Annotated in this window: 16 protein-coding genes; 3 read left to right on the forward strand and 13 right to left on the reverse strand. The window is 67.1% G+C overall.

Translation table 11 applies throughout. The annotated features are described in order from the left end of the window. From F615_RS18055 to F615_RS0108760, 13 genes are all read right to left on the reverse strand, one after another. The coding region (locus tag F615_RS18055) for a ParB/Srx family N-terminal domain-containing protein (protein ID WP_169452423.1) at nucleotides 1-253 on the reverse strand (253 nt) is incomplete at its 3' end. A gap of 359 nt (nucleotides 254-612) precedes the next feature. Then, nucleotides 613-996, reverse strand: a complete 384-nt coding sequence (locus F615_RS0108705; RefSeq protein ID WP_019560795.1) for a DUF6362 family protein — start codon at nucleotides 994-996, stop codon at nucleotides 613-615. Next, complete coding sequence (locus F615_RS0108710) at nucleotides 989-1,210, reverse strand: hypothetical protein (RefSeq protein WP_019560796.1); 222 nt, start codon at nucleotides 1,208-1,210, stop codon at nucleotides 989-991. The genes F615_RS0108705 and F615_RS0108710 overlap by 8 nt, the downstream gene beginning before the upstream one ends. A 1-nt stretch (nucleotide 1,211) precedes the next feature. Further along, complete coding sequence (locus F615_RS0108715; protein WP_019560797.1) at nucleotides 1,212-1,688, reverse strand: crossover junction endodeoxyribonuclease RuvC; 477 nt, start codon at nucleotides 1,686-1,688, stop codon at nucleotides 1,212-1,214. A gap of 129 nt (nucleotides 1,689-1,817) precedes the next feature. Continuing rightward, entirely contained in the window at nucleotides 1,818-4,088 is a 2,271-nt protein-coding gene (locus F615_RS0108720; protein WP_019560798.1) for a phage/plasmid primase, P4 family, read from the reverse strand. Further along, nucleotides 4,085-4,336 carry a hypothetical protein gene (locus F615_RS0108725; protein WP_019560799.1) on the reverse strand — a complete coding sequence of 84 codons (252 nt, stop codon included), beginning with the start codon at nucleotides 4,334-4,336 and terminating at the stop codon, nucleotides 4,085-4,087. The genes F615_RS0108720 and F615_RS0108725 overlap by 4 nt, the downstream gene beginning before the upstream one ends. Beyond that, nucleotides 4,333-5,076, reverse strand: a complete 744-nt coding sequence (locus F615_RS0108730) for a hypothetical protein (protein WP_019560800.1) — start codon at nucleotides 5,074-5,076, stop codon at nucleotides 4,333-4,335. Before F615_RS0108730 ends, F615_RS0108725 begins: the two co-directional genes overlap by 4 nt. After that, the gene (locus F615_RS0108735; RefSeq protein WP_019560801.1) at nucleotides 5,073-5,576 is read right to left on the reverse strand and encodes a DUF6511 domain-containing protein; all 504 of its coding nucleotides are present in this window, start codon (nucleotides 5,574-5,576) and stop codon (nucleotides 5,073-5,075) included. The genes F615_RS0108730 and F615_RS0108735 overlap by 4 nt, the downstream gene beginning before the upstream one ends. Further along, the gene (locus F615_RS0108740) at nucleotides 5,573-6,430 is read right to left on the reverse strand and encodes a P63C domain-containing protein (RefSeq protein ID WP_026330166.1); all 858 of its coding nucleotides are present in this window, start codon (nucleotides 6,428-6,430) and stop codon (nucleotides 5,573-5,575) included. Before F615_RS0108740 ends, F615_RS0108735 begins: the two co-directional genes overlap by 4 nt. An 11-nt stretch (nucleotides 6,431-6,441) precedes the next feature. Continuing rightward, complete coding sequence (locus F615_RS0108745; RefSeq protein WP_019560803.1) at nucleotides 6,442-7,062, reverse strand: hypothetical protein; 621 nt, start codon at nucleotides 7,060-7,062, stop codon at nucleotides 6,442-6,444. Nucleotides 7,063-7,065: 3 nt separating this feature from the next. Continuing rightward, nucleotides 7,066-7,896, reverse strand: a complete 831-nt coding sequence (locus F615_RS0108750; protein ID WP_019560804.1) for an ATP-binding protein — start codon at nucleotides 7,894-7,896, stop codon at nucleotides 7,066-7,068. An 80-nt stretch (nucleotides 7,897-7,976) separates the two neighbouring features. After that, a complete protein-coding gene (locus tag F615_RS0108755; RefSeq protein ID WP_019560805.1) occupies nucleotides 7,977-8,456 on the reverse strand; it encodes a hypothetical protein in 480 nt (159 codons plus the stop codon). Nucleotides 8,457-8,467: 11 nt separating this feature from the next. Next, on the reverse strand, nucleotides 8,468-8,731 hold the full coding sequence (locus F615_RS0108760; RefSeq protein WP_019560806.1) for a MerR family transcriptional regulator: 264 nt from the start codon (nucleotides 8,729-8,731) through the stop codon (nucleotides 8,468-8,470). A gap of 225 nt (nucleotides 8,732-8,956) precedes the next feature. On the opposite strand from F615_RS0108760, the gene F615_RS0108765 reads away from it, so the two are divergent. Genes F615_RS0108765 through F615_RS0108775 form a run of 3 tightly spaced genes read left to right on the forward strand, consistent with a single transcriptional unit; the run spans nucleotide 8,957 to nucleotide 12,280 of the window. Continuing rightward, nucleotides 8,957-9,418 (forward strand): helix-turn-helix domain-containing protein, encoded by a 462-nt coding sequence (locus tag F615_RS0108765; protein ID WP_019560807.1) that lies wholly within the window; start codon nucleotides 8,957-8,959, stop codon nucleotides 9,416-9,418. Nucleotides 9,419-9,423: 5 nt separating this feature from the next. Beyond that, on the forward strand, nucleotides 9,424-9,996 hold the full coding sequence (locus F615_RS0108770; protein WP_019560808.1) for a PIN domain-containing protein: 573 nt from the start codon (nucleotides 9,424-9,426) through the stop codon (nucleotides 9,994-9,996). 28 nt (nucleotides 9,997-10,024) lie between these two features. Continuing rightward, nucleotides 10,025-12,280 (forward strand): hypothetical protein, encoded by a 2,256-nt coding sequence (locus F615_RS0108775; RefSeq protein WP_019560809.1) that lies wholly within the window; start codon nucleotides 10,025-10,027, stop codon nucleotides 12,278-12,280. Nucleotides 12,281-12,331: the final 51 nt, after the last annotated feature.

Consider the following 12,331-nt stretch of genomic DNA (forward strand, 5'->3'; position numbering starts at 1 on the left):
GCTTCTGCGCAGGCGTCAGGTGCGCAAGCTCGATCACCGGCACCTCGGCGAGCCCCAGCTTGCGTGCGGCCAGCAGCCGGCCGTGACCGGCGATCACACCGTGCTCGCCATCGACCAGGATCGGGTTGGTCCAGCCGAACTCGGCGATGCTGGCGGCGATGCGCGCGATCTGCTCGTCGCTGTGCGTGCGCGGATTGCGGGCGTAGGGGATCAGCGTCTCGACCTTGCGGTACGTGACGGCGAGCGTGTCCAGAATCGGTGCCTCGGAAACGAAGAAGCCCGCCGACGGCGGACCGTGGGCGGGCTGGGGGTGTCGGGGAGAAGGTCTCGGGCTGGAGGGCTGCAAACCGCAAACCCTGCAAACCTCGGTTTGCACCCTGACGCTATCGAAGCGCCGCGCTCGCGCCCCCCGCATGGCTCAGTGCCCAGGAAGGACCCGTGGATGGCCGGGCGGCTTCCTCGACCGTCGCCGCTGTCCAGAAGTTAGCGGGAATACTACCCCTGATCGACCTGCTTTGTTGCACTTGGCGGCGCGCACCATTTTGCATCTAACCCAAAACCACGAGCCGATGCGGCACGCATTCATCGGCGTTGTGAAATGCTTTGGACTTCTCACCTATCGCCCGTGGCATTCAGCCGATCGACCACCACCCCCAGCGCCCGCTGCCACCGCCGCCAGGCCGTGGTGCGGTCGCAGCCAAAGCGCGCGCAGACGTCGCGCCAGCGGTGGCGCTCGGCGCGCATCCACACGAGGTGACGCTCCTCCTCCTGCAGCCACTGCACCCAACGCATGGCCTCGAGCATGCGCTCGATGGCCTCTGGCGCGGGCGGGAAGCGCCGGATCGGGGCCTCCGCCCCAAGCGTCTCCCAGGGCATGCGCCGAATCGCCGGCCAGGTGTTGAAGTAGCCCTGCACCCGAACGGGTGGCAGGCGGTGCGCGGTGATGGCCGCCTCCCGGAAGCGCTCGGCCACCTGCTCGATGGTCCACTCAGCCATGGCGCGCCTCCCGGGTTTCATTGCGTGATCCGTACAGCCGCTCGCCGATGCGGCGGATCAGCTCGCGCTCTGCCCAGTCGAGCCGTTCATCGTCCAGCCCGACGACGAGCACGCGCAGCTCGCGCCAGCCCTGGCGCTTGACGGCTTCCACGTCCATCGGCTCGGGCTGCAGGCGTGCCAGCGGGCCACGGTAGCGAGGGGTTGGGATGTGCATCTCAGACCTCCTGCACCGCGTCGTGGCGGTCGATGGCCCAATGCAGCAAGGCCAGCGCATCGGCCTCGTTGTCGTCGGCGGGGGTATGACCGCGGGCGCGGGCGGCGGCCAGCATCGCGTCTTTGCGGGCATTGCCACGGCCTGTGGCGTGCTTCTTGATCGTGCCCACTGGCACGCCCTGGTAGGGGATGCCGTGGTGCTCGCACCAGGCCGTGAGCGTGGCGAGGAACCCGCCGTAGGCGTGCGCGGCGTCGGTCGAAACGTGGCGGCGCACCTCCTCGAAGTACAAAAACTGAATTTCAGAAACCGATTGCTGAATTTCAGCAATCCAGCGGCGGAAGCGCAGGAAGCGCATGCCGCCGCCTTCGAAGCGCTGTGGGCGGAAGCAGACGGCGCCGCTGGTGATGTGGCCGGAGCCGTCGCGCAGCGCCCAGCCGGTGGTGGTGCCCAGGTCCAGGGCCAGGATCGTGGAGATCATCGGTTCATCCTTTCATCGGTGTCCGGTGACCGAAGGTGGCCGACGTGCCGTTAATTGGCTCTCACCTGCGCGCGCGCACGTGTAGAGGAATTACCGGCAAGCCAGTCACCTTCGGTCACCCTTGGGGCTTTAGTCGTCGCGGTATGGGAGCCGTGCGCCGTAGTCCTTCGGCTTGAGGGACAGTCCCGCCAGCCCCTTGGTGCCCCCGTGCAGCCGCGTGCGTTCGAAGCCGCGGTTGGCCAGTTGCTGTGCGAGCCAGCGGCTCGTGCCGACGTACTCGCCCCTGCGGCCGGCCCACTCTTGCCAGCGCTGGAACACGTCGGCCACGGCCACGCGGGCCTGCGGGTGGCGCTGCGCCTCCTCGTCAAGGAAGTCGCCGATCGCGTCCTCCTCCTCGAAATACTCGGCGGTGGCCGACATCACGCTGGCCGGGGGCTGTAACCCTTCGCGCTGCCAGGTCAGACACCCCTCGACCGCCCAGGCCATGATGCCGTCGCGCTCGGCCTGGAGCTTTTCGGTGAGCCGGCCATCGCGCTTGTCGGGCGGAATCGTCACCGTGAACGGGATCAGGTGCAGCCGCCGCTTCATCGCCTCGTCGATGTTGCGGATCGCAGGTTTGTGGTTGCCGACGATGACGGGCTTGAACTGGGGCGTGTAGGTGAAGAAGTCTTTGTGCATGAAGCGCGCGGCGATGCGGTCTCCGCCGGTGATGGCCTTGACCTTGGATTCGGCCCAGCGCCTCCCCTGCTCGGTCTCGATGGCGGAGACGAAGCGCGCCCCGCGCAGGCCCGCGAGGTCCGTGGGATGGCGCTCATGGCGTGTCTCGACGAACGTCTCCATCGAGGCGGTGGCCGCGTAGTCGCCCAGGATCGTGGCCAGGGTGTTGACGAACACGCTCTTGCCGTTGGCGCCGGTGCCGTAGAGGAAGAACAGCGCATGCGCCGCCGTCGAGCCGGTGAGGCAGTAGCCGACCATGCGTTGCAGATACGCTTGGAGTTCGGCGTCGCCGCCGGTCACGTCGGCCAAGAAGGCCCGCCAACGCGGACAGTCGCCGCGTGGCGTGGCGGTGGCGAGCTTGGTCATCCGATCGGCGCGCGCGTGCGGGCGCAGCCGCCCAGTGCGCAGATCGACCACGCCGCCCGGGGTGTTGAGCAGCCAGGGATCGGCATCCCACTCGTCGGCCGTGGAGGCATGCCGCCGGTCGGTGCGCGCCAGCCGCTCCACGCCGCCCACCGTGCTGCTCGCGGCGAGCTTGGCCGCGAGCCGATGCGAGTCGGCCTTGAGCGCGGCCTCGCGGCAGATCGCGCGGATGAGGTGGTGCACCAGCAGCGTCTCGTCCACCTGCCAGCGCCGGCCGTCCCACACCAGCCACTTGCCCCAGGCTGAGCAGTAGCGCCAGTCCTCGGCGTAACGGGCGGTGAAGGTGAGCGCCAGGGCGTCGTCGGTGGCCCAGACGGAGGGCTCTTGTGTGGACTGTCCGCTGGCGGGCTTGATGCTCATCCGTGGGCCCGCGGCGATGAAGGCGGCGACGTCGAAGCCTTCGGCCGCGGCGTCGGCCACATCCCACCCTAGGGGCTTGTCGTCGGGCGGCAGCAGCACGTCGCAGGTGGCGGCGCCGGCGGCGAGTGCGGCCTGCGCGGCGGCCATCGCATAGTCCCAGCCCGGCTTGTCGCGGTCGGGCCAGATCAGCACGGCCTTGTCTTTGAGCGGTGACCAGTCGGTTTTCTCGACCGGGGCGTTGGCACCGTTCATCGCCGTGGTGGCAGTGATGCCGGCGTCGATCAAGGCTTGGGCACACTTCTCGCCTTCGACGAGCACGACCTCAGTGGCATTCTTGATGCCTGGCTGGTTGTAGAGCGGGCGCGGCTCGGGCGGGGCCATCCTGCGGCGGCGCGCGTCCCAGGGACGGAACTCCTTCTTGCGCCCGGGTGGGTCGTAGCGGTAGACGACGGCAATGAGCCGCCCGTCGGCATCGAGGTAGTCCCACTTGGCGGTGGCGGGGCCCAGATCGTCGGTCGGGATTTCCTTCTTGCGGCGCTTGCGCGCCGCTGCGGTGGGGACGCGGCCGACGAGGTCTTCGGCCAGATCGAGGATGCGGGCAAAGTCGCGCTCGGCATCGAGGCCGTGGTGGGCGGCGATGAGGTCGAAGACGTCTCCGCCCTCGCCGGTGGCGCGGTCGGTCCACAGGCCCGCCTTCTCGCCTGCGAGCACCACTTCCAGGCTGTCGCCGGGGCTGCCCAGCACGTCGCCGATGAGGAACTTGCCGCGGCGGGTCCGACCGGCGGGCAACAGGGTGAACAGCAGCGGTTCGAGGCCGGCCAACAAGGCCGCACGGATCTGATCGCGCTCGGCATCGCGGTTGCGCTGCAGCACGGCAGTAGGGTCGTTGAAGTCGATCATTCGCTCCCCTCGACTTCGTCCTTTTGTAGCGCATCCCGCTTGTGCGCAGCCGTGCTGCAGGCCGCCCAAGCCGACAGTTCAGACAGCCGGTAGCGAACGAGACCGCCCAGCAGGTAGTGCGGGATGCGGTAGCGGTTGCGCATCGCCGGATCGGCAAACCAGTAGTACGGCAGCCGCAGCGATGCGGCCGCTTGCTTGGCGTCGATCATCGGTTCGACGCCACCCGTGAATGGCGCGACCTGGCTCATGCAGCCCTCCAACACCGGTCCTGCCAGGGGCACATCCGGCATTCGACGTGGGTGGGATCGGCGAAGCCGCGCTGCAGCAGTTCGCCGGCGTCGGTGGCCGAGATCACTTTGACGGCGCGATCCGACATGCGCTGCGCAAGCCCAGCGTCGAACGGGACCCGCTCGGCGTAGAGCTCCATCGTGTCGGCGTTGACCGCGGTGAACAGCGCCGGGTGCTCGTGCAGGCCAAGGTAGGCCTGGTAGACGGCCACCTGCGCGGCGTAGATGGGCTTGGCCGCGGCCAGGCGGTGCTTTTCGAGCTCCCGCCAGGACTTGGCGCTCAAGGCTTTGTTCTCCCACAGCGCGGGATAGCCAAAACCTGGGCCCAGATCCGGTCCGGCAACGAGGATTCCGTCGACATGCCCCTGCAGCCGCCCGTCCAGCGCCGAGAAGCCAAAGGGCTTGCCCGCGTCGTCGCGCGTGCGCAGATCGAAGCCCGCGGCGCGCAGCCAGGCGGCCATGCAGTCCTCCATCACATGGCCGCGCTCGAAGATGCGCAGCAGGCGGCCGTCGGTCTCGCGGCCCGGATCGACCGGCGCGTCCGCGAACTCGTACTGAAGTTGCCGCTCGCAAGCCGCCCCCAGGCGCGAAGCGCCCAGGTAGGTGCGGCGCGGCTGCGCCGAGCGGGCTTGCTGCAGCCCGGCGTCGATCAGCGCCGTGATCTGGCCCGAGAAGCTCTTGCAGGCGTTGAAGTCCATCATCGCCGCGCCTCCTTCCGTGGCGCTTTGGAGGTCGACTCCGGCTCCTCCCACGGCAGGTCGTCTTCCAGATCCGCGAAGGGATCGGACACGGGGTCTTTGAGCCCGCGCACCGGCGGGTACTTGCTCGCCTCGTGGTGCGCAACCATCGCCTCGGTGTAGCCGGTGACGATGGCGTCGATGACCTCGAGCGCCTCGGCCTCGGAATACGCGCCGAGGGGCTTGTCGAAGCCGATGGCCTCGGCGGCCGCGCCGAAGGCCTTGAGGCACTTTCGCATCGCGGCCCGTTCGACGTCAGACGGATCGATCATCGCGACCTCCCGCTTGTCGATGCGGCCTTCCTGCACCCGCAGCCAATGGCCGTAGAGCGCGTGAAACGCACCCTGGCAGCGCCGCGAGCAAAACACCCAGTCGATCGGATAGCGCCGGGCGTCGCCCACCGGATGGCGAAGGTCCGCGTGGCCGTAGCCACGCGCCTGTCGTTTGCAGACCCAGCATTTCACACCCCCTCCTCGAGCTCATCGAGCAGCAGGCCCAACTGCAGGGCAGCGCCAGCAAAGGCGGCCTCGCAGCGGCGCTTGAAGTCGGGATAGCTCATCGAGCTGCGCGCAATCGCCGTAACCGCGTGAATCTGCGATTCCAAATGCGCGAGTCCCTGATCGGACAGCCACTGGTGGTGCTTCTGCGAGATGCCCTTGCGATTGCGGATCTCATCCAGCAGCTCCTTTGGCAGCACCGGCCCATAGACCCAGCGCAGCGTGATCTGGCCAACGACGTGCGGTGGGTTCTGGTCGTGGCCCTGGTACTTCCAGCCGAACAACCGATAGATGGCGCGGTAGTAGTCCGGGTGGAAGCGGCGCTCCCACGATGCGCAGGACTGGCGCAGCAACTTGGAGATCAGCTCCTGCAGCGCGTGCGGCGCACGGTGGTGCTGGTAGCCCGTGGCCTCGTCGATGAGAGCGACTTCGCCGGTGGTGGCCAGCGCCGAGAGAATCTTTCGGCAGTTGGGGACGATGTGCTGCCGCTTGGCATGCAAACGCCCCTGCAGCGCTGCTTCGATGATGCCGAGCGCGACATCGCTCAGGATGCCAGCCGGGAAGAACGTGCCGATCTGGCCGGACGGCAAGCGCACCTTTGCGTACCCTTTTTTCTCGAATACTGACAATGAGTTAGCGGCGAATTCACGGATCAAGGAACCGATTTGCGTACCCGGGCTTTTGTCCCGCAGACCCAAGGCGCGAGCCAGTTGGCGCTGGACATAGCCGCGCTCGCCGGTGGTTAGCACGACCGCCTCGCAGTCGAGATCGCCAAAACGCACGACGCCGTAGTGGCTGGCCGTGAGCATGGATGCGTTCATAACGGCCTCCCTCACTGTGCCCAGGACGGTTTGCCCGTCACGGGTGCGCGTTGCCCCGCCGATTGGTAGGCGGGCACTGCCTGCGCCGGACTGCCAGAGGTACCGCCGCCTGGATTGCCCTTGGGGGCTACGCCCATGTGCCGCGTGTAGTCCGGGTGGTCGGGCTCGACGGCGCTCTTGACAACGTTCTTCAGTTCCCCGCGGCCGTCCTTCTCGATGTCGATGCGGGCGAGGAACTCGATACCGTCGAGCTCATGGAAGCCCTGGATGCGCCGTGCAGCCACCGCCTGCGGCCCGTTGTCCTGGGGATGGACGTGGCGGGCGCTGTTGAGCACGGCGCGGATGAAGCTGCGGCCCATCTGGCCCCAGGCCGGCCCCTTCGGGGAATGCAGGCCGATGTTGCTCCAGAGCTTGCGGCGGGCGTACTCGCCCTCCAGCACCACGAACTCGGCCGCCAGATACACCGAGCCGGTCTCGAAGCTCTGCGTGGCCCAGCCGCCCGTCCAGCCCTGCGCCGGGTCGTCGTAGCCCCCGGGCTTGAGGGTCATGCGCACATGGGCGAGCGTGCCCTTGGGGATGAGGTCGTAGCTTTGCTGCTGCTGCGCGTCGTTGAAATCGGTCCAGGTGGTCATGGATCACTCCTTGAAGGCGGTGGGGGATGGCGGGATTCGAGAGGCGGCGGCGCACTTGGCGATGAGCGCGGCCAGGTTCGGCGGCTCCAGCAGTTCGAGCTGGCCGCTTCTGTCCTTGGCGGGATAGCCGTACGGGTTGACGGTGTGGCAGACGAAGGCGCGGTAGCTGCTGCCGTCCTCGGCCTTGATCTCGGCCAAGGTGATGACTTCATCGACGATGCCGGGGAGTTCCGCCGCGGTCTTGGCGCCCTCGATCTGCGGCACGAAGGCTTTGCGGTTGAATTCATCCAGACGCTCGTCGAGGATGGCCACGAACACGACGTGCTTGCCGCGCGCGTGCTGCAGGTGGGTCAGCGCCCCGATGAGCTCCGAACCGAGCAGGCCGTAGGCGCCCCGGGTGTCGGGCTTGCCGGTGCGCTCGCTGTAGGCCTGCGGCTGGGTCTTGGCCCAGACGAGCGCCAGGCGTGCGAGCACGGTGATCGAGTCGACGAAGTAGGTGTCGTACTTGGCCAGTTGCCGGGGATCGCCGTAGCGCTCGCACACCGCCCGGTAGTGCGCCTCGGAGTACGGGGCGTCGGCAGGCAGCGCGGGGTTCGGGCCGGCGAGGAACACCACCAGGTCGCGAAACTCCGGCCAGGTGGCTGGCCGCACGCAGTCGCCACGCCAGTCCTTGACGGCCAGATCCCCGGCCTCGAGGTCGACGAACAGGGTCGATCCTTCCGACAGCGTCTTGAGCTGGCTGGTCTTGCCGATGCCGCTCTTGCCCAGCAGCACGAGCTTGACGCCCTGCTTCTCGGCAAGGCGCTGATCGGCGCTGATGATGGGAAGCGCCATCACGCCACCTCTTTCAGTTGCTTGGCGACAGGGGTCGGAATTGAATTCCGAGCCTTTTCCTTCGGTTCGGTGCGCATGGATCACTCCTCCGAGACGAGCGCCAGCCGAAACGCCGGCTTGCCGGGCTTGACGGTGCGCGCGGCCTCGAACTGCGCGCGCAGCGCTGCGGGCCAGGCGTTGAAGCGCGACTCGGATACCGAGTACTCGACGTCGAGGTAGTCCTCGACGCGCTCGCCGGCAGCGGCGATGCGCCGGGCCATCTCCGACAGGCGCGCCTGGTCCCAGGCCACGCGCTTGGGGAGATCGACCGTCACGCGAAGCGGCCCGTCGTTCAGATGCACGACGCCGAAGTCCTTGCCGGCCGCCAGGCGCTCGGCGCGGGCCTGCTCGCCGTAGGCGGCATCCAGCGCAGCGTCGAACTTCGCGCGCGCCTGCTTGAGCCATGCCAGCGCTTCGTCCAGGTGGCGGCTGATCTCGGCCTTTTGCTCGGGCGGCAAGGCCGCGAGCTGGCCGATGGACATCGCCGCGATGTCGGCGGGGTAGAGGGTGAGGTCGTTCATGGCCGCGCTCCTCACTGGTACGCCCGCAGCGAAGTCGAGTAGCGCGCCACGCGCCGCTCATAGGCCTCGATGTCTGCGATCAGGTAGGTGACCCGGGCGCCGACCTTGCAGAAGACTGGGCCCAGTTGCTCCTGCCGCCAGCGCCGCAGGGTGTGGACGGACAGTCGCCAGCGGGCGGCGAGTTCGAACTCGTTGAGCGCGACCGGTGTCGTGCCTTCGGGGGGTGCCGGATAGAAATTCCGGGTGGATCGAACAGATGCAGGGTCTTTCTGCATGGCGGGGCTCCTTTTGTTTGGGAGCCCTCATTGAATGGCCTGGCGCTTTAGGCTTGGGCGAGCGCTTTTTAGGCGTTCACTAGGCGCGGCCCGACCGGTGGCGGGCCGGAAACGCTACTTAAGTCATTGATGTTTATGAATTTCTCCACCGTGTTTCGATTATTGCGATTTCGTTTGTTTCGTATATAATGCCGCTGTCGCATCCGATCCGACCGGGAGAGCCCCATGACGACCCCTGCCATTCCCAAGGCGCTGCCATCGGCCGAGGACATCGCGCTGGCTCGGGAGTCCTCGCGCGTGCTGTCCACCGTCCTGCAGACGCGTGCGCAGATCCAGCAAATCGACTTTCACGACGACAAGGGCGCGGTGCGTTCGGTGACGCTGCCGACATCGGCACTGCGCCTGCTGCTGGACGTGCTGACCGAGATCGGCCAAGGCAACGCGGTCACCCTCATTCCCATCCACGCCGAGCTGACAACGCAAGAAGCGGCCGACCTGCTCAACGTCTCGCGGCCCTTCCTCGTGCAGCTGCTGGAAAAGGGTGAGATCCCGTTCCACAAGATCGGCACGCACCGGCGCGTGCGCTATCAGGACGTGATCGCCTACAAGCACCGGATCGATGCCGAGCGGCGCAAAGCCCTGGATGAACTGGCGGCCCAGGCCCAGGATCTCGGCATGGGGTATTGAGGCGGATGAGCTCGCACTTCACCGTCATTTACGACGCCTGTGTGCTCTATCCGGCGCCGCTGCGCGACCTGCTCATGCACCTGGCGCTGTCGGATCTGTACCGGGCGCGCTGGAGCGACATGATTCACGATGAGTGGACGCGCAACGTCCTGGCCAAGCGCCCCGATCTCACCCAAGACCAGCTCGAGCGGACACGCCGGCTGATGAACGCCCACGTCCGCGACTGCCTGGTCACCGGCTTCGAGTACCTGATTCCCTCGATCGATTTACCCGATCCGGATGACCGGCATGTGGTGGCGGCCGCCATCCACGCCGGCGCCAGCCTGATCGTGACCTTCAACCTGCAGCATTTCCCGGCCGAGGCGCTCAAGCCCTACAACCTGGCGGCTCAGCATCCGGATGATTTCATCGTCGATCTATTGGATCTGCAGCCGGCCCGGGTGCTGGAGGCCGCGGCCCGCCACCGGCGATCACTGAAGAACCCGCCCAAGACGGCGGACGAATATCTGGACACCCTGCTGGCGCAGGGGTTGACGCAAACCGTGGCGGTCATGCGCCCATGGATCATGGCCATGTGAGGGCCTGAGGCGTTTTTCGGGAGGGAGCGTGGGCAAGAAGACCCTGACCAACGTGCACTGCCTGCTGGAGTTGATGGACAAAGCGCCAGCCCATGTGCTGAAGTCCTTCAGTACCTTGCCGGAGTGCCAGGCACTGGCCCGAGGATTCGACTGGTCGCAGGACGCAGCCGGACTGCCACAGGCGCTCGCCGAACACATCAAGCACCTGCGCAAGGAGCAGTGCGCACCGGCCGAGCGCGAGGCACTGCGTGTGCTGCGCCTGTCCACGCCGCGCAGCGCGGCTGTGCTCTCAACGGTGGCCGAGCAGCTCTATGACGAGGACCTGATCGCGTGTTTTCGGGGACAGGACGGCGGCGAGGTCGGGCGTGCGGTCTGGATGCGCACCCACTCGGACGACACGGCCAAGCTGTTCGATACCGCCGAGTCCATCGTCAACACCCGCGACCTGCGCGGCAACAAACGCCTGCACGACGCTTTCGACGTGCCCGGCGAGGCGCCGCCCTTCCTGTGGAACGACGGCATCAAGAAGGCCTTGGAATCCCAGCTGACCTCGGCCATGCGGCTGGCCGAACCCTGCGAGGTCATCCACGTCGCGCTGGAGGAAGACCACAGCGGAACGCCCCACACCACGCACTACCTGGTCGTGCGCTTTGCCGGCGAGCAGGTGGCAGCGGTGGAGATGCGCAACCGCCAGCGCAAGAGCTTCTTCTACTTCCCAGCGCGCGACGCCACCCTCATCTACGCGCCGCACCGCAAGATGCTCGAGGTCTATGCCGCCACCTTGACCACCCGCGCGCCACTGGCCAATGTGCTGTCCAAGCACGGCTTCAAGGCGCCGCTGTCCAACCGGCCGCTGGACCGCTCACGCTACGATCTTTCCCGCTTTGCTCGACCACTCAAGGATGAGAAGCCTCGGCTGGACGGCGCGAAGGTCGAGCGGCTGTACCTGGCGGAAGCCAAGGCACTGCTCGGTCACGCCACGGATGCGGTATCGCTGCATATCGACAGCGGCGCGGAACTGCACGAAGTGATCGCGGCGTGCTGGGGCGACCATCCGTTTTCTCATCCGGGCATGCTGCTGGGCGTGACCTTGGTCGCCGAATTGGTGTTCGAGGGCGAGCTCCATGTCACCCCGTTGGCTATCGTGCTGGCCGACCCTGGGCGTTGCAGCCTCTCGGGCGAGAAGGATGAGCGCCTGCGCCGTGTGGGTTTTCAGCTGCTCGAAGCCCTTGGGGTGCGTCGGCCACTGCATCCCGGCTCCGGCCGGGACGACCCGGCCCTCCTTGCGCAAGTGGCCCGGCTCCTGGAGAACGCGACCAGTCCGATGGATGGCTTCGCGCTGGCCAAGCTCGGCATCGACATCACACGGCTCGAAGACGAGGGCATCCTCATCGAAGGCGACCGCATCACCGAGATGACCATCCCGTTGGACGATGGTCCGCCGATGACGTTGACGCTCGAGCGCTGCGTCGACGCCGACCAGGTTCGCTACCGTGACCCGCTCACTGGCAACGACGTTGTCTTGCCCGCCCGGCACGCCCGAAGCTGGAAGGTGCGGCTGGACTGGCTGCGCGAGGAACTGGTCACGGGGCTGGGATCTGCACTCAAGGCCGTTCGCGGCCAACAGTTCGACGCGGACGACCCGGTGTTTCTTGGCGAGATGGCGATCGATGGCCAGGCCGTCGCGATCTACTTCGCATCCCGATTGTCCCACCCGCGCAAGTTTGCCAAGGTGGACGCCGCGCTGCGCCTGCGCCCTCGGGGGGTGGCAGGGGTGGTCCTCACCACGGCTTCTGCGCCATATCCTTTCGCAGGAACCAACGTCGTGATCCCGATCGAGGACGTACTGGCCGATGGCAGCAGCAGGACGGCCATCGACCTCGAACGGCTGAAGGTCGCCTACCGCTACCAGCAGCAGGCGGCGATGGGAGGCACGGCGGTCGCCCTCAAACGCTCGCCTGACGGCCATTCGGCAACGCTGTATGTCCCGGGTAAGCCGCCCTGGCAGGTCACTGGCAAAGGACGAATCACCGTCTTGCAGCGGCTGGTGGAGGCATTCCTCAGTGGCTCGCCTCACGTCAATACGAAGCAGCTGATGGACGGCATCGGCTGCACGTCACCGGCCAACCTCTTCACCGGCAAGCACTCGCCGTGGCGCGACTACATCGAACGCGTGCCTGGAACGCGGGCATGGCAGCTCAAGCTAACGTCGCTCGATGTCGTGATCATCGATGACAGCGAGGCGGACGAGGCGACCGCCGAGGCCGTGAGCGAAGAAGCCTGACATCCGCAAGGCCACGCCACGCAACACCTGTCCGATTAATCGGCGTTGCGA

This window comes from Caldimonas manganoxidans ATCC BAA-369 (genome assembly GCF_000381125.1).
Classification (GTDB): Bacteria; Pseudomonadota; Gammaproteobacteria; order Burkholderiales; family Burkholderiaceae_C; genus Caldimonas; species Caldimonas manganoxidans.

What these genes read in the sequence shown, in the direction of transcription:
- F615_RS0108705 (WP_019560795.1), bottom strand. Translation starts at nt 996, where the DNA reads ATGGCTGAGTGGACCATCGAGCAGGTGGCCGAGCGCTTCCGGGAGGCG.
- F615_RS0108710 (WP_019560796.1), bottom strand. Translation starts at nt 1,210, where the DNA reads ATGCACATCCCAACCCCTCGCTACCGTGGCCCGCTGGCACGCCTGCAG.
- F615_RS0108715 (WP_019560797.1), bottom strand. Translation starts at nt 1,688, where the DNA reads ATGATCTCCACGATCCTGGCCCTGGACCTGGGCACCACCACCGGCTGG.
- F615_RS0108720 (WP_019560798.1), bottom strand. Translation starts at nt 4,088, where the DNA reads ATGATCGACTTCAACGACCCTACTGCCGTGCTGCAGCGCAACCGCGAT.
- F615_RS0108725 (WP_019560799.1), bottom strand. Translation starts at nt 4,336, where the DNA reads ATGAGCCAGGTCGCGCCATTCACGGGTGGCGTCGAACCGATGATCGAC.
- F615_RS0108730 (WP_019560800.1), bottom strand. Translation starts at nt 5,076, where the DNA reads ATGATGGACTTCAACGCCTGCAAGAGCTTCTCGGGCCAGATCACGGCG.
- F615_RS0108740 (WP_026330166.1), bottom strand. Translation starts at nt 6,430, where the DNA reads ATGAACGCATCCATGCTCACGGCCAGCCACTACGGCGTCGTGCGTTTT.
- F615_RS0108745 (WP_019560803.1), bottom strand. Translation starts at nt 7,062, where the DNA reads ATGACCACCTGGACCGATTTCAACGACGCGCAGCAGCAGCAAAGCTAC.
- F615_RS0108750 (WP_019560804.1), bottom strand. Translation starts at nt 7,896, where the DNA reads ATGGCGCTTCCCATCATCAGCGCCGATCAGCGCCTTGCCGAGAAGCAG.
- F615_RS0108755 (WP_019560805.1), bottom strand. Translation starts at nt 8,456, where the DNA reads ATGAACGACCTCACCCTCTACCCCGCCGACATCGCGGCGATGTCCATC.
- F615_RS0108760 (WP_019560806.1), bottom strand. Translation starts at nt 8,731, where the DNA reads ATGCAGAAAGACCCTGCATCTGTTCGATCCACCCGGAATTTCTATCCG.
- F615_RS0108765 (WP_019560807.1), top strand. Translation starts at nt 8,957, where the DNA reads ATGACGACCCCTGCCATTCCCAAGGCGCTGCCATCGGCCGAGGACATC.
- F615_RS0108770 (WP_019560808.1), top strand. Translation starts at nt 9,424, where the DNA reads ATGAGCTCGCACTTCACCGTCATTTACGACGCCTGTGTGCTCTATCCG.